This is a genomic window from Streptomyces sp. NPDC057287 (assembly GCF_042667905.1).
Taxonomy (GTDB): domain Bacteria; phylum Actinomycetota; class Actinomycetes; order Streptomycetales; family Streptomycetaceae; genus Streptomyces.
Genome location: NZ_JBHUYV010000033.1, coordinates 14,389 through 32,243, shown reverse-complemented (window position 1 = coordinate 32,243; position 17,855 = coordinate 14,389). Strand labels below are relative to the sequence as shown.

The window sequence follows — 17,855 nt, the reverse complement described above, 5'->3', positions numbered from 1 at the left end:
AACCCCGCCAAATAGCCCCGGGCTTATTTTCACTTCCGTCACGGGACCCACCACGACAAACCCCCCCCCTTTACCCGTTGGTTTTTGGGGGGGCCCCCGGGGGGTTTTGCGCCCGCCCGCGCGCACCCCGACTCACGTATACCTCCGGGCCGGGCCCCCTCGGCGTGTGCCGGTATCGTGCCCATGGTCGCCACCTGTCGCCGGGTGGCCAACGATTCGGCAGCGCTACGCGCGTAGTGCCCGCCGAGCGCGGTATTTTTCGCCACCGGTCCCCGCGCTGTCTCCGTACATCGCCCGCCCTCCGCTCCTGCCAAGGAGAGTGCGCCATCAAAGCGTCCAGCAGTCCCCACGCCGTAGAGCTCCGCGGCATCACCAAACGATTCCCCGGCGTCGTGGCCAACCACGACATCGACATCACGGTGAGCCGCGGCACCGTCCACGCCCTCGTCGGAGAGAACGGCGCCGGCAAGTCCACCCTGATGAAGATCCTTTACGGGATGCAGAAGCCGGACGAGGGCACCATCGCGGTGGATGGTGAACAGGTCTCGTTCAGCAGCCCGGGCGACGCCATCGCCCGCGGTATCGGCATGGTGCACCAGCACTTCATGCTCGCCGACTACCTCACGGTGCTCGAGAACGTCGTTCTCGGCTCCGAGAAGCTGCACGGCATCGGGGACAAGGCACGGGCGAAGATCAGGGAGATCTCCGACGCGTACGGCCTCGGCATCCGTCCCGACGCCGTCGTCGAGGACCTCGGAGTCGCCGACCGCCAGCGGGTGGAGATCCTCAAGGTCCTCTACCGCGGCGCCCGCACCCTGATCCTCGACGAGCCGACGGCCGTCCTCGTGCCGCAGGAGGTCGACGCGCTCTTCGACAACCTGCGTGAGCTCAAGGCGGAGGGTCTCACCGTCATCTTCATCTCCCACAAGCTGGGCGAGGTGTTGTCGGTCGCGGACGAGATCACCGTCATCCGGCGCGGTACGACGGTGGGCACCGCCGACCCCGCGCACACCACCAGCAAGCAGCTGGCGGAGCTGATGGTGGGCAGTGAACTCCCCTCGCCCGAGACCCGGGAGTCGACCGTCACCGACACGCCGATGCTGGCCGTCGAGGACCTGCGTCTGACCGCCACCGATCCCGACGGCGTGGTGCGCGCCGTGCTCGACGGCATCACGTTCACGATCCACAAGGGCGAAGTGCTCGGTATCGCGGGCGTCGAGGGCAACGGCCAGTCCGAACTGGTCGACGCCGTCATGGGCATGCGCACCCTCGACACCGGGACGCTCACGCTCGACGGTGCGGACATCTCCCGTGCGGCCACCCGCAAGCGCAGGGAGGACGGCATGGCCGTCATCCCCGAGGACCGGCACCGGCACGGCCTGCTCCTGGACGCGCCGCTCTGGGAGAACCGGATGCTGGGCCACGTCACCGAGCGGCCCAACAGCAAGGGAGCCTTCCTCGACCTCAAGGCGGCGCGCGCCGACACCGAGCGGATCGTGCGCGAATACGACGTCCGGACACCCGGCATCGAGGTCACCGCCGCCTCGCTCTCCGGCGGCAACCAGCAGAAGCTGATCGTCGGCCGCGAGATGAGCCACAACCCCAAGCTGCTGATCGCCGCGCATCCCACCCGGGGTGTGGACGTCGGCGCGCAGGCGCAGATCTGGGACCAGATCCGCGAAGCACGCCACGAAGGCCTCGCCGTACTGCTGATCTCCGCCGACCTCGACGAGCTCATCGGACTCTCCGACACCCTGCGCGTCATGTACCGGGGCCGGCTCGTGGCCGACGCCGACCCGGCGACCGTCACTCCCGAGGAGCTCGGCTCGGCGATGACCGGTGCGGCCGCCGGCCACCTGGAAGCACCGGGCGGCACGGGCCGCGACGACTCCGCGGCCGATAGCTCCGAAACCGACCCCCGGGACGGGGGAGAGGACCGATGAAGAAGTTCGACAAGGAGCGGCTGCTCCTGGGGATCGCCGCCCCGCTGCTCGCGATCGTGGTCGCGTTCCTGGTCACCGCTCTGGTGCTCGCCGTCACCGGCAAGGAACCGTTCAGCGCGTTCGGCATCATGTTCGAGTACGGACTGAAGTCGGACAGCCAGGTCTACATCCTCAACAAGGGGACCACCTACTACCTCGCAGGTCTCGCGGTCGCCGTCGGCTTCCGCATGAACCTCTTCAACATCGGCGTCGACGGCCAGTACCGCCTGGCCGCGTTCTTCGCCGCCGCACTCGGCGGTGCGCTGACCCTGCCGGGCGCCCTCCAGATCCCGATGATCATCCTCACCGCGATGATCGTCGGAGCGATGTGGGCCGGTATCGCCGGCATTCTTAAGGTCACCCGCGGAGTCAGTGAGGTCGTCTCGACGATCATGCTCAACTCCATCGCGACGGCGATCATCGGCTACCTCCTCCAGCAGGGCCGGCTTGGCCACCTCGACGAGGCGGGGACGAAGATCTCCACCACTCCGATCCCGGAGTCCTCGCACTTCTTCGAGTTCCCGACCACGCCGACGCCCGTCTGGGGCTTCATCGTGATCGCGATCGTCGCCGGTTTCGCCTACTGGTTCACGCTCGGCCGCACCCGGTTCGGCTTCGACCTCCGCACGGTCGGGCAGTCCGGTTCGGCCGCCGAGGCCAGCGGTGTCGACGTCAAGAAGATGATCATCACGTCCATGCTGATCTCCGGCGGCATGGCCGGTCTGATCGGCATGCCGACGCTGCTCAACGACAGCTACGAGTACAGCGGCGACTTCCCGGTCGGCATCGGCTTCACCGGGATCGCCATCGCGCTCCTGGGCCGTAACCACCCCGTCGGCATCGCGCTCGGCGCGCTGCTCTGGGGCTTCCTGGAGCGCGGCACGGGCAAGCTCGAATTCGAGGGCTACGACAAGGAGATCGTCGGCGTCATCCAGGGCGTCATCGTCCTGTGCGTCGTCATCGCCTACGAAGTCGTCCGCCGCTACGGCCTCAAGCGCCAGCAGAGCAGGGTCGGCGCGGAACTCGCCGCCAAGGCCGCACACAACTCCGACCAGCAGGAGGTGTCGGCGTGAGCGCCACGGCGACTTCCACCCCGCCGCCCGCGGCCCCCAAGGTCTCCGGCGGCAAGACTGGGCGCACCCGCTTCAGTTTTCCCGTCGTACTGCTGATCATCGCGGGTGCCCTGCTCGCGCTGTCCGCCGTACGGGCCATCACCGGCGCCCAGGACGTCACCTCGGCCGGTCAGATCAGTGCCGCGCTCGCGATGGCGGTGCCGATCGGGCTCGCCGGCCTCGGCGGCCTGTGGTCCGAGCGGGCCGGCGTGGTCAACATCGGCCTCGAAGGCATGATGATCCTCGGCACCTTCTTCGGTGCCTGGGCCGGCTGGCAGACCGACCCCTGGCTCGGCGTCCTGGCCGGCGTCGTGGGCGGCATGCTCGGCGGCCTGCTGCACGCGTTCGCCACCGTCACGTTCGGTGTCGACCACATCATCTCCGGTATCGCCATCAACATCCTGGCGCTCGGCTTCACGACGTACCTCGCCAAGCTCTGGTTCAACACCGGTGACGCGGCGGTGAAGGGCGGCAGTCCCAAGCAGTCACCGCCCGCCGACAGCATCACCACGGTGACCGTGCCCGGTCTCTCCGACTGGCTCCACTCGGTCGAGCAGCACCACTGGTTCTTCGTCTCCGACCTCGCGGGCATCCTCGGCGGACTCGTCACCCACGTCTCGCTGCTGACCCTGGTGGCCGCGGCGCTGTTCGTGGGCACGTTCTACATCCTGTGGAAGACCTCGTTCGGCCTGCGGCTGCGCTCCTGCGGTGAGAACCCGGTCGCCGCCGAGTCCCTGGGCGTGAACGTCTACCGCTACAAGTACATCGCCGTGATCATCTCCGGAGGCCTCGCCGGTCTCGGTGGCGCCTTCCTCTCCCTGGTCACCTCGCACATCTACAACGAGGGCCAGACCGGCGGGCGCGGATACATCGGCCTCGCCGCGATGATCTTCGGTAACTGGCGGCCCGGCGGGCTCGCGATGGGCGCCGGCCTGTTCGGTTTCGCCGACGCGCTCCAGCTGCGCAACGGCGGCGAGTCCGTCCACGCGCTGCTCCTGCTGCTCGTGGTGATGCTCGCGGTCCTCGCGGGCTGGAAGCTCTACCGCAAGCGCTTCGTGCCCGGTGTCATCAGCGCGGTCATCGCCGCCGCGGTGCTGGTCTGGTACCTCACCACCGACACGGTGCCCACCGAGTTCGTCAGTGCCACCCCGTACGTCGTCACCCTGCTCGTGCTCTCGCTCTCGGCGCAGCGCCTGCGTATGCCGAAGGCGGACGGAATGCGCTACCGGAAGGGGCAGGGCAAGTGACGGACAGCGCGCCGCCCGTCGACTGGGACGTGCTGCGCGAGGCCGCCCGGGACGCCATGTCCCGGGCGTACGCCCCGTATTCGGGCTACCCGGTCGGCGTGGCGGCTCTGGTCGACGACGGACGCATGATCACCGGATGCAACGTCGAGAACGCCTCGTACGGCATCAGCCTGTGCGCCGAGTGCGGGCTGGTCTCTCAGCTGGCCGCCACCGGCGGCGGCCGGCTGACCCACTTCACCTGCGTGGACGGCACGGGCTCCGTGCTCGTGCCGTGCGGCCGGTGCCGTCAGCTGCTGTACGAGTTCGGCGGGCCCGAGCTGGTGCTCGAAACGCCGGACGGCCTCCGCACGCTCGACGAGATGCTGCCGCAGTCGTTCGGGCCGCAGCACCTGGGGTAGGACCCCCGCTGCCGCGCCGTTCTCCGCGCGGGCCCACCGGCCCGCGCGGACGGCGCGGCGGAACGTTTCCCCTCTATGCGCGTAGAGTCAACGGGACTCTCTCGCCCACCCATCCGGCCGGAAGGACTCCCATCCCATGGACGCCATCTCCGTCATCCGCACCAAGCGGGACCGGGGCGAGCTCAGCCCCGAGCAGATCGACTGGGTCATCGACGCGTACACCCGCGGCGAGGTCGCCGACGAGCAGATGTCCGCGCTGGCCATGTCGATCCTGCTGAACGGCATGAACCGCACGGAGATCGCCCGCTGGACCGCCGCGATGATCGCCTCCGGCGAGCGGATGGACTTCGGCGCGCTCTCCCGCCCCACCACCGACAAGCACTCCACCGGTGGCGTCGGCGACAAGATCACCCTGCCGCTCGCCCCGCTGGTCGCCGCCTGCGGCGCCGCCGTGCCGCAGCTCAGCGGCCGTGGCCTCGGCCACACCGGCGGAACCCTCGACAAGCTGGAGTCCATCCCCGGCTGGCGGGCCCACCTCACCAACGCCGAGATGCTCGACGTCCTGGACACCACCGGCGCCGTCATCTGCGCGGCCGGTGACGGCCTGGCACCCGCCGACAAGAAGCTGTACGCGCTGCGCGACGTCACCGGCACCGTCGAGGCGATCCCGCTCATCGCCAGCTCGATCATGTCCAAGAAGATCGCGGAGGGGACCGGCGCGCTCGTCCTGGACGTCAAGGTCGGCTCCGGCGCCTTCATGAAGACGATCGAGGACGCCCGCGAACTGGCCTCCACGATGGTCGCGCTGGGCACCGACAGCGGCGTACGCACCGTCGCCCTGCTCACCGACATGGCGACCCCGCTCGGCCTGACCGCGGGCAACGCCCTGGAGGTCCGCGAGTCCGTCGAGGTCCTCGCCGGCGGCGGCCCTCAGGACGTGATCGACCTGACCCTGGCGCTCGCCCGCGAGATGCTGGACGCCGCCGGGCTCAAGGACGCCGACCCCGAGAAGGCCCTGGCCGACGGCTCCGCGATGGACGTCTGGCGCCGCATGATCTCCGCCCAGGGCGGTGACCCGGACGCCGAGCTCCCCGTCGCCCGCGAGCAGCACGTGATCAGCGCCCCGTCCTCGGGCGTGCTGACCCGGCTCGACGCGTACGACGTCGGCGTCGCCGCCTGGCGCCTGGGCGCGGGCCGCGCCCGCAAGGAGGACCCCGTGCAGGCGGGTGCGGGCATCGAGCTGCACGCCAAGCCGGGCGACACGGTGACCGAGGGCCAGCCGCTGCTGACCCTGCACACGGACACCCCCGAGAAGTTCGAGTACGCGCTGAAGGCTCTTCCCGGCTCGTACGACATCGCCCCGGCCGGCACCCCTTTCACCGCCACGCCGGTGGTGCGGGAGCGTATCGCCTGACCTGCGGCTTTCCCTTTCGGGTGAACGGGACCGGTGGACCACCACCGGTCCCGTTCGGCATGCTGGACCCGGGGGCGCACCGACAAGGGGAGACCGCCATGAGCGCACTCAGTGTCGAACCCCGGGCCGGGCCACGGCTGTGGGGCTGTTCCTGCTGCTCGACCCGTGGCACACCGGCCTCCCGACCGCGACCCTGTACGGGGAACCGAGCGACGGCACCCACCGGGTCCTGGAAGCGGTCGAGTACGGCGAGACTCTGACGCTGCCGAAGCCCTTCGGTCTGGATCTGGACACAGGAATCCTCCCGGTGAGCTGAGGCACACGTGCCCGGGGGCCGATGAGTTTCGGGCATCCCGCCGGTCTCCCTGGTGTGGATGCCATGACTCCGAACGCCCTCGTCCTCACCGGCCGGATCGCCCGCGCCGATGTGCCGGGGCTCTGCGCCGAGCTGGAGGCGCTGCTCGCTCACGCCCCCGGAGCCGCTGTGGACTGCGACGTGGGCGGTGTCGTACGCCCCGACCTCGCCCTCGTCGAGGCGATAGCGCGGCTGGGACTCGTCGCCCGCCGGGCCGGAGGCGTCGAGCTGCGGCTGCGCAACGTCCCGCCCGAACTCGGGGCGCTGCTCGATCTGGTGGGGCTGGCCGATGTGGTGGGCAACATCCGGCCGGCCCCGGAGTGACCGACGGTCAGCCGGACACGGCGTAGTCGCAGAGGACCTGCACCGCGTACCCGTCCCTGTAGGCGTCCGGCACCTTCGCGAGCGGCGAAGGATCGGCGCTCTCCGGAGGGGACGGTGCCGACGTCGGGCACGAACTCTCCGGCTGCGGCCCCGGTTCGCGGGGGTCGCCCGGCGCGCTGGAAGCGGGTGAGGGGCCCGGGCCCGCCGTGGCGGACGGCTCGCCCAGCCACAGCGTCACCGCCCAGCCGCCCGCCACCAGGAGGACCCAGCCGATCACCACAGGACGTGTCACCCTCACGCGGTGTCGTCCAGATGGTCCGGCAGCCCGAACAGCGGGAACCAGCGCGGGGTGTCCAGGAAGCAGTGCATCGCGGTGATGGCGCCGTCCGAGATGTCGATGACCTGCACCGCCCACGGCACGAAACCCGGCCCGTCCGGATTCGGCTTGTAGTGCGCGAAGGCGGGCGTCCCGTTGGCCTCCGTCGCCACCAGCCGGGAACCGGCACAGCTCGCGCCGATGCTGAGCATGAAGCCCGTGATGTCGTCGTGCCCCTGGAGCCAGAGATCGAACGGCGGCATGGTCATCACCGCGTCCTCATGGAGCAGCGCCGTCAGCGCCGCCATGTCGTATCCCTCGAACGCCGCCACATAGCGGTCCAGCAGCTTGCGCTGTTCGTCGTCCAGCGGATTCGCGGTGTCCGGCGCCGTGCTCTCCGTGTCCGACAGCGTCGCCCGGGCCCGCTGCAGGGCGCTGTTGACCGAGGCGACCGAGGTGTCGAGCAGCTCGGCGACCTCGCTCGCCTTCCAGGCCAGGACCTCGCGCAGGATCAGCACCGCGCGCTGCTTGGGCGGAAGGTGCTGGAGGGCGGCCACGAACGCCAGGCGCACCGACTCGCGGGCCACCGCGGCCTCCGCCGGGTCCGCCACCGAGGGCAGGATGCGCCCGTCCGGCATCGGCTCCAGCCAGGTGTTCTCCGGAAGGGGGTTCAGCGCCGCCTGGGCCAGCGGGGTCGGGCCGGTCAGATCCACCGGCCTGGCCCGCTTGTTGCCCGCGTTCAGCATGTCCAGACAGACGTTCGTCGCGATGCGGTAGAGCCAGGAGCGCAGCGAGGAACGGCCCTCGAACTTGTCGAAGTTGCGCCAGGCGCGCACCAGCGTGTCCTGGACCGCGTCCTCCGCCTCGAAGGCCGAGCCGAGCATCCGGTAGCAGTAACCGGTCAGCTCGACCCGGTGTCCCTCCAGACGGCTGTCGATGTCCGTCGTCGCTGTCAGATCACTCATCGCTCCACCCCAGTTGCGCTGTGACACCGCTCACCCAGCACTGTGGAAGCTACCGCAGGGCACTGACAACCGGGGTGGGAAGCGCGGAAACCGCTGCTCAGGTGCCGGGCTTGCGTCCGTAGACGTGGACGTCGTCACCGTTCTTCAGCAGGTTCCAGTACGACTTCGCGTCCGCGGGGCGCATGTTGACGCAGCCCGCCGACCCCGGGTTGTTGTACATGGACTTGGTGACCGAGTGGAACGCCTGCCCGCCGTCGAAGAACTGGGCGTACGGCATGCTGACGTCGTAGAGCGTCGACCAGTGGTCGATGTTGCGCCAGTAGATCTTCTTGGCGCCGGTCCGCGTCTCGTCACCGTTGCGCCCGGTGCGCACCGGCACCGGGCCGAACTTCAGCTTGGACCCGTCCTGGATCCAGCTCAGCTGCCTGGTCAGGTCCACACAGGCGATCCGCCCCTTGTTCGTGGGGCACTTCTTGTCCTTGTTCGGGGTCTTGCCCGCCGCCTGCTGTGCGGTGATCGTCTTCATCGTCCGCCAGGTGACAGGACCCGCGTACCCGATGGCCGGGGTGACGCCCTTCGCGACCTGGAACGAGCGGATCGCCGTGCAGTCCGCCGACGACTGCTTCCCGTCGGCCGTCCGCCCCAGCCACTTCTCGACCTGCTTCTGGTACGGGCCCTTCGACGCCGTGCAGGACGCCGCCTGGGCGGAGGTCCCCGTGCCCAGGACCAGGGCCGGCGCGGCCACCAGTCCGGCGACGGACAGGACGGCACCACGCCGTACCCGTACGCCGCGTATGTTCCCCATGATCGTCATGTACGCCTGCTCCCCTTCGCGTTAGCCCGCGGACTGGTGTCTCCGCTTGTTGGACGCGCACAGGGGAGCGGCGGTTGTGGTGGGAAGGTCTCAGTTGTGCACCGGTGCCGGGCAGGCGGCGCGGAGCCGCTCGGTCCGTGCCGCCCGGGTCCCGAAGAGGGTGATCGACAGGACGCCGAGGACCGCGAGGACACCGAGCGCGACCGTGCCGCCCCAGCCGCCCGCGTGGAAGGCGACGGCGCCGAGCGTGCCGCCCGCGCTCGAACCCAGGTAGTACGCGGACTGGTAGAGCGCCGACGCCTGGGCCCGGCCCGTCGTCGCCGTACGGCTCACCGAGGACGAGGCGACCGCGTGTCCGGCGAAGAAGCCTGCCGTGATCAGGACGAGGCCGGCCAGGACTGCGGGCAACTGGTCGGCCAGCGAGAGCAGCAGGCCCGCGGCCGTCGTGGAGACGGCGAGGTAGAGGGCGCCCCGGCGGCCGAGCCGGGCGACCAGCCGGCCCGCGGCGGCGGAGGAGACCGTGCCGACGAGGTAGACCAGGAAGATCGAGCCGACGATGCCCTGCGGAAGGCCGAAGGGCTCCTCGACGAGTCGGTAGCCGATCACGGTGTAGACCGCGCCGAACACCGTCATGAAGAGGGCGCCGATCGCGTACAGCCGGCGCAGCAGCGGGTTGGAGAGGTGGCCGGTGACGGTCTTCGCCAGGGCCTTCGGGTTGAGCGACGCGGGGCGGAAGTGCCGCGCCTCGGGGATCAGGAAGTGGAAGACCACCGCGCAGACCACGGCCAGCAGCCCGATCGCGCCGAGTGCCGCGCGCCAGCCCCACGCCTGGGCGATCCAGCCGGCGAGGATGCGGCCGCTCATGCCGCCGATGCTGTTGCCCGCCACGAACAGTCCGATCGCTGCCACCAGGGCCTTGGGCCGCACCTCCTCGGCCAGGTACGCCATCGCGCTGGCGGGCAGCCCTGCCAGCGCCGCGCCCTGGATCGCGCGCAGCGCGATCAGCCAGCCGAGCGACGGGGCGAAGGGGACGAGCAGCCCGATCACCACGGCGACCGCCAGGGAGGCCGTCATCATCTGGCGCCGCCCGAAGCGCTCGGAGAGCGCGCTCAGGGGCAGCACGCACAGGGCGAGCGCACCGGTCGCCGCGGAGACCGTCCAGCTCGCCTGGCCGGCCGTCGCGCCGAAGGACGCGGAGACGGCGGGCAGCAGGGCCTGGGTGGAGTAGAGGAGGGCGAAGGTCGCGATCCCCGCCGCGAAGAGCGCGAAGCTCATCCTGCGGTAGCCGGGACCGCCGGGCGTGAGGCGGTCCGGGACGGCCGGGGAAACGGCGGCGGGGGCAGACGGAACGGCGGCGTCCAGCACGATGGTGGACGCCCCGGTACTGGCAGGAGGCATACAGCGAACGTAGACCGCGCGGTTTCATGCGTCCAATGCATGAAACCCTCATAATCGTTCCCATGGCGCATCAGTACAGCTCACAGCCTCGGCTGTCACCAAGCAGTTACGAAGAAGACATCCGGGCCGTCCTCGCACCCCGGCTCGCGTACTTCGAGGCGGTGGCCCGACACGAGCACGTCACCCGTGCCGCGCACGAGCTGGGCGTCCCGCAGTCGACGCTGTCGCGGGCCATGGTGAGGCTGGAACAGGACCTGGGTGTGGCCCTGTTCGCACGCCGGGGCCGCACGGTCTCGCTCACCCCCGCGGGCCGCACGTTCCTGGGCTCGGCCGAACGCGCGCTGGCGGAGGTGGAGAAGGCGGCCGACTCGGTGCGCGCGGACGCCGACCCCACGGCGGGCAAGGTCGCCTTCGGCTTCCTGCACACGATGGGCTCCGAGACCGTGCCCGCCCTGATCCGGGCCTTCCGCGCCGATCATCCCGGGGTCCGCTTCCAGCTCGTCCAGAACTACGCCGAGGCGATGCTCGACCGGCTGCGGGCGGGCGGTCTCGATCTCTGTCTCACCTCGCCCGTCCCCGACGCCCCGGATCTCGTCGCCATGCGCCTCGACGAGCAGAGGCTGCGCCTGGTCGTCCCCGACGACCACCGGCTGGCGGGGCGCCGCCGCATCCGCCTCGCCGAGGCCGCCGAGGAGGCGTTCGTCACCCTCGAACCCGGTTACGGGCTGCGGCGGATCACCGACGATCTCTGTGCCGAGGCGGGCTTCACCCCGCGGGTCGCGTTCGAGGGCGAGGAGGCGGAGACCCTGCGCGGCCTGGTCGCTGCCGGGCTCGGTGTGGCGCTGCTGCCACCGCCCGCGGTCGCCCGGCCCGGTGTGGTCGAGCTCTCGGTGACGGCGCCGCGCGCGGTCCGCGAGATCGGCGTCGCCTGGCTGGACGGCCACCCCGACACGCCGCCGGTGGCCGCCTTCAAACGCTTCCTGCTGTCGCGCCGGGGGAGCCTGCTGCCGGACTGATCCGGAGCGAACCACCCCTCAGCGCCCTCAGTGCCTCAGCGACCGCCCGAACCCCGCCGCCAGCGGCATCCGCAGCCCCAGGGGAGGGGGAGCGGCGAACGCGTCGGCGACCGGGCGCGCGTACGGCCGGGCGAACAGTGAACCCCGGACGAAGTCCGAGGCCAGCGCCATCACTTCGGAGCGGTGCTGGCGCAGTGCGTGCCCGTCCGAGTGGACCTCGAAGCGGCAGGTGTCCCGGTTGGCCTTCTTCGCGCGTTCCGCCAGCCGGTAGGAGAGCTCCGGATCGACCCGCGCGTCGTTCGTGCCGTGCACGATCAGGACCCGGCGCCCCGCGAGGTGCTTCACCGGCTCGGGTTCCGCGCCCTCGGGGAGCCAGGGCGCCATCGCCAGCACGGAGTTGACGGCGTCGTGCCCGGCGCCGCGCAGGGCGGCCCGGCCCCCGGTCCCGTGCCCGGCGAGGCAGACGGGGACGTCGCCGTAGCGGCGTACGGCCTCGTCCGCCGCCCACCGGGCGTCGGACGAGGGGTCCGCGCCGTCGTTCCGGCCCCGGTTCCGGTGGCGCACGACGTGCACCGCGAGCCCGTCGCCCCGGCCCGCGCGGGCCAGGGTGCGGGCGAACGGCAACTGCGCCGCGTACGAGAGGGCGGAGGGACGGCGCAGGGAGTCGGTCCCGCCGTCCGGGAGCAGCAGGACAACGCCGCTGACCTCGTGTGCTGCTCCGGCCGTGAGAACGGCCCGTCCCAGCCTGGCGTCAGGCAGGGGAAGTGCGCGCTGTGCCATGACAGAACAGTGTCAGAAGGGAAGGTGTATTCCACCTGGCTTCGCAGTCACTGTTACGCATCGGCATCCAGCGCTCTACGCGCGTAGGCGCTAGAGTGCCCGGATGACGAGCCAGACCCTGAATGTCCCCGGTCCCGACCAGATCCGCCGCGCGCCCAAGGTGCTGCTCCACGACCATCTCGACGGCGGCCTGCGCCCCGGCACGATCGTCGAACTGGCCCGTGAGCAGGGCTACGACGCCTTGCCCGAGACCGAGCCCGACAAGCTCGGCATCTGGTTCCGCGAGGCGGCCGACTCCGGTTCGCTGGAGCGCTACCTGGAGACGTTCGCCCACACCTGTGCCGTCATGCAGACCCGTGACGCGCTGTTCCGGGTGGCGGCGGAGTGCGCCGAGGACCTCGCCGAGGACGGTGTCGTCTACGCGGAGGTCCGGTACGCGCCGGAGCAGCACCTCACCGCCGGCCTGTCACTCGAAGAGGTCGTCGAGGCGGTCAACGAGGGTTTCCGCGAGGGTGAGCGCCGCGCCCGCGCCAACGGCCACCGCATCCGTGTCGGCGCACTGCTCACCGCGATGCGACACGCCGCCCGCGCGCTGGAGATCGCCGAACTGGCCAACCGCTACCGCGATCTGGGTGTGGTCGGCTTCGACATCGCGGGCGCCGAGGCGGGCTTCCCGCCCACTCGTCACCTGGACGCCTTCGAGTACCTCAAGCGCGAGAACAACCACTTCACCATCCACGCGGGCGAGGCCTTCGGCCTGCCGTCGATCTGGCAGGCGCTGCAGTGGTGCGGTGCGGACCGGCTCGGCCACGGTGTCCGCATCATCGACGACATCGAGGTCGCCGAGGACGGCAGCGTGACGCTCGGCCGCCTCGCCTCCTACGTGCGTGACAAGCGGATCCCGCTGGAGCTGTGCCCGACCTCCAACCTCCAGACCGGCGCCGCCGCCTCGTACGCCGAGCACCCCATCGGGCTGCTGCGGAAGCTGCATTTCCGCGCCACCGTGAATACCGACAACCGGCTGATGAGCGGGACGAGCATGAGCCAGGAATTCGAGCGGTTGACCGAGACGTTCGGATACACGCTCGACGACATGCAGTGGTTCACAGTCAATGCGATGAAATCAGCGTTCATTCCTTTCGATGAACGTCTGGCGATGATCAACGACGTGGTGAAGCCCGGGTACGCCGAACTGAAATCGGAGTGGCTCTTCCGTCAGACCGCTGTGACCAGTGCTTCCTCGTCCGTAGCGGGCTGAGTGGACTGACAGGGGGACGGCCGGGATCAAGGGATTCCGGCCGTTTTCCGTGTCGCAGCATGTTTGCGGGAGGGATGCGGGGCTGACTACCTTGCAGAGCCGCTCACATCCCCTTCCCCAAGGATGAATTTCACATGAAGCAGTCTGCTGTCAGGATTCTCGGCGTCGCCGCTCTCGGTGCCGCTTTCGCCGCCGCCGGTGCGGGCAGCGCCTCCGCCGTCGCCGTGCCCGTCGACGCCCTGGCCGGAGGCCTGCCCTCCAACATCGCGCTCGACTCCGTCACGGAGGCGCTGCCCGCCGTGCAGAAGGCGGCCGGCGGACTTCTCGACCAGCAGCAGCAGCGCGGCAGCAGCAGCGACCTCTCGGCGCCCGGCACCAACCTGCTCGGCGGCCTGCCCGCCGGCGGCCTGACCGGCGCCCTGCCGATCGGTGGCTGATCACCGCCACACGCATGTGGGGCGCGCACCCGGACCGGGTGCGCGCCCCACAGCTTTCTCTCCCCGTGGTCCCGAAGGTCACCAGGCCGTCGCGGCCGGGCTCTTCTCCGACGGCAGGAGTACCCACAGCGCCAGGTAGAGCAGGAACTGAGGGCCGGGGAGCAGGCACGACACGAGGAAGATGACCCGCATCGTCCCTGCGGAGGTGCCGAAGCGCTGGCCCAGCGCCGCGCACACCCCACCGATCATGCGTCCCTCGCGGGGGCGGACAAGTGCGGCCATGGTGGGCTCCTTCGCGAACCGTTCGGGGAGCGGCTCCGTCGCGCTCCCGGTACCTCCATAGTGGCTCCGCGAAGGGGTACAAAGCATCGCTCTACGGGGCGATGCCGACCCTGGTAATCGTCGGGGTGGACCCCTGAGGGGCCTCGGCCAGGGGCGAGCGTGCCCCGATACCGATCCGGGACAGGTCACCGGCCCCCGCCCGGTTGCCCCGCCGCAGCCGTGACCGTGACAGCGGGACGACCAGCAGATGGGCCAGCGCGACGCCGGCGGTGTTCAGGAGCAGCGAGTCGACGTCGACGACCTGTCCGGGGACTCCAGTCTGCGCCAGCTCGATGGCCATCGAGATCAGGGACCCGGCCGCGACCGTACGGGCCAGCGATGCCCACGGGGAGACCAGCAGCCTGCCGCCGGCCATCGGCAGCAGTATGCCCAGGGGGGCCAGCAGCAGCAGGCCCTCGCCGATCCGGCGCCCCGCCTCGGCCGGGCCCAGGGCCAGATCCGCCTTGATCCCGGCGAACGGCTGGAGGTTCGCGGCCGTCATCCAGGGCACGTCCAGCGGGCGCAGTGTCAGCCAGCCGACGAACAGGAGGTGCGCGAGGAGGAGGGTGACCCCCGCCGCGCGGAAGCGGATGACGGCCGGGCCGTCCGAACTGTGGCGCACGTCCACCAAGACGCCACGACCGGCAGAATCGGTTCCGCTCGGCTCCGGGAAGGCTCTGTGACGAGCGGCACGGCCTCCGGGCAGGTGCGAGGACCGGGGCACCGACGGCCCCGGAACGGGCGCGAGGACCGGGGCCGCGACGGTACGAAGGGCGGGGGCCCCGACGGTACGAGGACCGGGGCCGCGACGCGGCGAGGACCCGGCGGAAAGGCCCCCGGGTGTCTCAGGACAGTTCGAGCGCGCCCAGCGTGGGCACTTCCCCGGGCCGGGTCTTCGTCTCCGACGTGCACAGATAGCCCCGCGGAGCGTAGTTCCCCGGCCCGCCGAGCAGCACCGAGCCCCCGGAACCGAGCGACTCGCTGTCCGCGTACGTACACACCACCTGGGCGAGCGCCTCCGCCGGCAGGTCGTCCGGCTGCTCACTGAGGCGCAGCGTGCTCTCCGGATCACCCTTGTGCCGGTCGGAGACGCCCAGCGCCACCGGCACATCGGTGGAGAAGCCCGCGCGCCGCTCGTCGGCGTCCGGCTCCCTCTGCAGCTCACTCAGGAGCGCCTGGGCGATCAGGAGGCGGTCGGAGCGCGACTCGTCGACCTCGACCGTGCGCTCCACCGTCACCAGCTGCGAGGCGCAGACCAGATAGATCCGCACGGAGACGCTCTCCGCCGGCGGCAGGGTCTCCTGTGCCGGGGAGGTCCGGCACGGCATCCGGGACGGCGCCGCCCCGGCGTCGACCGGAACCGAGGTGCTGCGGATGCCGCAGCCGGAGGCCAGCGCCGCACAGGCCACGACGGCGGCCAGAGCGGCAGCGGCCCGTCCGGGTGCGACCCTGCGCGGTGCGCCGTACGACCTCTCGCTGCGCGTCACTTCGCGTCGCCCTCCTCGTTCCGGTCCGGGTCGTCGTCGCCCGGGGCGCCGGTCAGTGCCTCCGCGTCCCGCGGCAGCCGCAGCACGAACACCGCGCCCTCGCCGTCCGGCAGGTTGGCGGCCGTGATGTCGCCACCGTGGATGTGCGCGTTCTCCACCGCGATGGACAGGCCGAGGCCGCTGCCCTCGGAACGCGGACGGGAGGCACTCGCCTTGTAGAAGCGGTCGAACACATGCGGCAGCACGTCCTCGGGGATCCCCGGGCCGTGGTCGCGCACCTCGATGACCAGCTCGTCCTCGTCGGTCCGCACGGACACCCGCACCGGCGAACCGCCGTGCTTGAGGGCGTTGCCGATCAGATTCGCCAGGATCACGTCCAGCCGGCGCGGATCCAGCCGCACCATGATGCCGCGCTCCGCGTCCAGATCGACCGCGTCGAGCCAGGCGCGGGCGTCGATGCAGGCGGTCACCTGGTCGGCGACGTCGACCGTGTCCAGGACGAGCCGGGCCGTACCGGCGTCGAAGCGGGTGACCTCCATGAGGTTCTCCACCAGGTCGTTCAGCCGCCGGGTCTCGCTCACCACCAGGTGCACCGCCGGAGCGATCATCGGGTCCAGGCTGTCGGCCTCGTCCTCCAGCACCTCGGCGACCGCTGTGATCGCGGTCAGCGGGGTGCGCAGCTCGTGCGACATGTCGGCGACGAACCTCCGGCTCGACTCCTCCCGCGCGCTCATGTCCGCGACCTTCTTCTCCAGAGAGCTCGCGGCCTTGTTGAACGTGTGCGAGAGATCGGCGAGTTCATCGGTGCCCGAGACCACGAGGCGGGTGTCGAGCTTGCCCTCGCCGAGCTTGCGGGCCGCGTCACCGAGCCGCTGCACCGGCCGCAGCACGGTGGTGGCCGCGGCCTGGGCGAGGAGCGCCGAGCCGACCAGCGCCAGCGCGGTGGCGATGCCCAGGGACCAGGCCAGCGAACTGAGGTCCTCACGCTCCTGGTCGAGCGACTTCAGCATGTACCCGGCGGGTCCACCACCGATGATCTTCGTGCCGGCCACCAGGTAGGGGGTGTTGCCCAGGGTCGTGCGCTGCCAGAACAGGTGGTACTCGAAGGGGTTGTTCGACGTCAGCGGCTGCTTCTTGTTGACCTGCTTCTGCAGCGAGGCGGGGACGTCGAGCTTGGTGAAGGAGTCGATGTCGGAGGCCCCGGTGACGGGCTTGCCGTCGTAGGTGCCGATCAGCAGCACGTTGTAGCCGGGGCCGCTGCTCGCCATCTGCTCGGCCGTGTCGCGCAGTTCGTTCGCCGTGGGCTGCTGGGGCAGCGAGGCCGCCCGGTTCTGCATCTGGCGGCGGAAGTCGCCGAGGGCCGCGTCCTGCGTCCGTGTCAGGACGGCCTCACGGTTGAGCCAGTACGCGATGCCCGACGCGGAGACCGCGGCTGTCAGGGCCACCAGTACGAACACGATCAGCAGCCGCAGCCGCAGGCTGGTCCAGCGAAGCCCCGCGAGTATGGAGCGCTTGGCGGCAGCGCTCACTGAGGCGAGTCCAGCCGGTAGCCCACACCGCGCACGGTGCGGATCAGAGTCGGCGAGGACGGCACGTCCTCCACCTTCGCCCGCAGCCGTTGCACGCAGGCGTCCACCAGCCGGGAGTCACCCAGGTAGTCGTGCTCCCACACCAGACGCAGCAGCTGCTGTCTGGAAAGGGCCTGCCCGGGACGGCGGCTCAGTTCGAGCAGGAGCCGCAGCTCGGTCGGCGTGAGCTGCAGGTCCTCCCCGTTCTTGGTGACGGTCATCGCCGAACGGTCGATGACGACACTCCCGAACGTCGCCGAGTCGGTGGACTCCCTCTCCCCGCGGCGCAGGACCGCGCGGATCCGGGCGTCGAGCACGCGGCCCTGTACGGGTTTCACGACATAGTCGTCCGCGCCGGACTCCAGTCCCACCACGACGTCGATGTCGTCGCTGCGCGCGGTCAGCAGAATGATCGGCAGCTGGTCGGTACGCCGGATTCTCCGGCAGACCTCGAAACCGTCGATCCCGGGCAGCATCACATCCAGCACGACCAGGTCCGGCCGCTGCTCCCGGAGCAGCTCCAGGCCGTCCTCTCCTGTCGCCGCGGTGGCCACACGGTGGCCCTGGCGAGACAGTGAGAGTTCGAGGGCCGTGCGGATGGCGTCGTCGTCCTCGATCAGCAACAGGAAAGGCACAGGGGTCATTCTGGCCCATGGTGGTGCC

Annotated in this window: 19 protein-coding genes and 1 pseudogene; 10 read left to right on the top strand and 10 right to left on the bottom strand. The window is 70.7% G+C overall.

Annotation, left to right across the window (positions count from 1 at the left end; translation table 11 throughout):
• Positions 1–326: 326 nt before the first annotated feature.
• The 7 genes and pseudogenes from ACFUNE_RS36990 to ACFUNE_RS36960 all read left to right on the top strand — a co-directional run bounded on the left by ACFUNE_RS36990 (position 327) and on the right by ACFUNE_RS36960 (position 6,832).
• Positions 327–1,943 (top strand): ABC transporter ATP-binding protein, encoded by a 1,617-nt coding sequence (locus ACFUNE_RS36990; RefSeq protein WP_383577298.1) that lies wholly within the window; start codon positions 327–329, stop codon positions 1,941–1,943.
• Complete coding sequence (locus tag ACFUNE_RS36985; protein ID WP_383577291.1) at positions 1,940–3,055, top strand: ABC transporter permease; 1,116 nt, start codon at positions 1,940–1,942, stop codon at positions 3,053–3,055. Before ACFUNE_RS36990 ends, ACFUNE_RS36985 begins: the two co-directional genes overlap by 4 nt.
• Positions 3,052–4,341 (top strand): ABC transporter permease, encoded by a 1,290-nt coding sequence (locus ACFUNE_RS36980; RefSeq protein ID WP_383577289.1) that lies wholly within the window; start codon positions 3,052–3,054, stop codon positions 4,339–4,341. The genes ACFUNE_RS36985 and ACFUNE_RS36980 overlap by 4 nt, the downstream gene beginning before the upstream one ends.
• Complete coding sequence (locus ACFUNE_RS36975) at positions 4,338–4,739, top strand: cytidine deaminase (protein WP_383577287.1); 402 nt, start codon at positions 4,338–4,340, stop codon at positions 4,737–4,739. Before ACFUNE_RS36980 ends, ACFUNE_RS36975 begins: the two co-directional genes overlap by 4 nt.
• 136 nt (positions 4,740–4,875) lie before the next feature.
• Positions 4,876–6,153, top strand: coding sequence for a thymidine phosphorylase (locus ACFUNE_RS36970; RefSeq protein ID WP_383577285.1), 1,278 nt, complete (start codon positions 4,876–4,878; stop codon positions 6,151–6,153).
• Between the two features lie 139 nt (positions 6,154–6,292).
• A pseudogene (locus ACFUNE_RS36965) lies at positions 6,293–6,469 on the top strand (Uma2 family endonuclease); the annotation flags it as partial.
• A 21-nt stretch (positions 6,470–6,490) separates the two neighbouring features.
• On the top strand, positions 6,491–6,832 hold the full coding sequence (locus ACFUNE_RS36960) for an STAS domain-containing protein (RefSeq protein ID WP_383577283.1): 342 nt from the start codon (positions 6,491–6,493) through the stop codon (positions 6,830–6,832).
• Positions 6,833–6,839: 7 nt separating this feature from the next.
• On the opposite strand, the gene ACFUNE_RS36955 is transcribed toward ACFUNE_RS36960, so the two are convergent.
• From ACFUNE_RS36955 to ACFUNE_RS36940, 4 genes are all read right to left on the bottom strand, one after another.
• Positions 6,840–7,124: a hypothetical protein gene (locus ACFUNE_RS36955; RefSeq protein WP_383577281.1), complete on the bottom strand. Its 285-nt coding sequence runs from the start codon at positions 7,122–7,124 to the stop codon at positions 6,840–6,842.
• A gap of 2 nt (positions 7,125–7,126) precedes the next feature.
• Positions 7,127–8,113, bottom strand: a complete 987-nt coding sequence (locus tag ACFUNE_RS36950; protein WP_383577279.1) for a sigma-70 family RNA polymerase sigma factor — start codon at positions 8,111–8,113, stop codon at positions 7,127–7,129.
• A gap of 97 nt (positions 8,114–8,210) precedes the next feature.
• Complete coding sequence (locus tag ACFUNE_RS36945; protein WP_383577277.1) at positions 8,211–8,918, bottom strand: L,D-transpeptidase; 708 nt, start codon at positions 8,916–8,918, stop codon at positions 8,211–8,213.
• Between the two features lie 99 nt (positions 8,919–9,017).
• Complete coding sequence (locus tag ACFUNE_RS36940; protein WP_383577275.1) at positions 9,018–10,325, bottom strand: MFS transporter; 1,308 nt, start codon at positions 10,323–10,325, stop codon at positions 9,018–9,020.
• Between the two features lie 62 nt (positions 10,326–10,387).
• On the opposite strand from ACFUNE_RS36940, the gene ACFUNE_RS36935 reads away from it, so the two are divergent.
• The gene (locus tag ACFUNE_RS36935; RefSeq protein ID WP_383577273.1) at positions 10,388–11,341 is read left to right on the top strand and encodes a LysR family transcriptional regulator; all 954 of its coding nucleotides are present in this window, start codon (positions 10,388–10,390) and stop codon (positions 11,339–11,341) included.
• A 27-nt stretch (positions 11,342–11,368) separates the two neighbouring features.
• On the opposite strand, the gene ACFUNE_RS36930 is transcribed toward ACFUNE_RS36935, so the two are convergent.
• Positions 11,369–12,121 (bottom strand): alpha/beta hydrolase, encoded by a 753-nt coding sequence (locus tag ACFUNE_RS36930; RefSeq protein ID WP_383577271.1) that lies wholly within the window; start codon positions 12,119–12,121, stop codon positions 11,369–11,371.
• Between the two features lie 103 nt (positions 12,122–12,224).
• Here ACFUNE_RS36930 and ACFUNE_RS36925 point away from each other — a divergent pair, with 103 nt between their 5' ends.
• Both ACFUNE_RS36925 and ACFUNE_RS36920 read left to right on the top strand, forming a co-directional pair.
• Entirely contained in the window at positions 12,225–13,379 is a 1,155-nt protein-coding gene (locus ACFUNE_RS36925; RefSeq protein WP_383577269.1) for an adenosine deaminase, read from the top strand.
• 134 nt (positions 13,380–13,513) lie between these two features.
• Positions 13,514–13,816: a hypothetical protein gene (locus ACFUNE_RS36920; protein WP_383577267.1), complete on the top strand. Its 303-nt coding sequence runs from the start codon at positions 13,514–13,516 to the stop codon at positions 13,814–13,816.
• Between the two features lie 78 nt (positions 13,817–13,894).
• Here the strand turns inward: ACFUNE_RS36920 and ACFUNE_RS36915 are convergent, their stop codons facing one another.
• From ACFUNE_RS36915 to afsQ1, 5 genes are all read right to left on the bottom strand, one after another.
• Positions 13,895–14,098, bottom strand: coding sequence for a PspC domain-containing protein (locus tag ACFUNE_RS36915; RefSeq protein ID WP_383577265.1), 204 nt, complete (start codon positions 14,096–14,098; stop codon positions 13,895–13,897).
• A gap of 91 nt (positions 14,099–14,189) precedes the next feature.
• Positions 14,190–14,765, bottom strand: a complete 576-nt coding sequence (locus tag ACFUNE_RS36910) for a VanZ family protein (protein ID WP_383577263.1) — start codon at positions 14,763–14,765, stop codon at positions 14,190–14,192.
• Positions 14,766–14,982: 217 nt separating this feature from the next.
• Positions 14,983–15,624, bottom strand: a complete 642-nt coding sequence (locus ACFUNE_RS36905) for a hypothetical protein (protein ID WP_383577261.1) — start codon at positions 15,622–15,624, stop codon at positions 14,983–14,985.
• Positions 15,621–17,153, bottom strand: coding sequence for an ATP-binding protein (locus tag ACFUNE_RS36900; protein WP_383577259.1), 1,533 nt, complete (start codon positions 17,151–17,153; stop codon positions 15,621–15,623). Before ACFUNE_RS36900 ends, ACFUNE_RS36905 begins: the two co-directional genes overlap by 4 nt.
• Positions 17,150–17,827, bottom strand: coding sequence for a two-component system response regulator AfsQ1 (gene afsQ1 / locus ACFUNE_RS36895; protein ID WP_015578482.1), 678 nt, complete (start codon positions 17,825–17,827; stop codon positions 17,150–17,152). Before afsQ1 ends, ACFUNE_RS36900 begins: the two co-directional genes overlap by 4 nt.
• Positions 17,828–17,855: the final 28 nt, after the last annotated feature.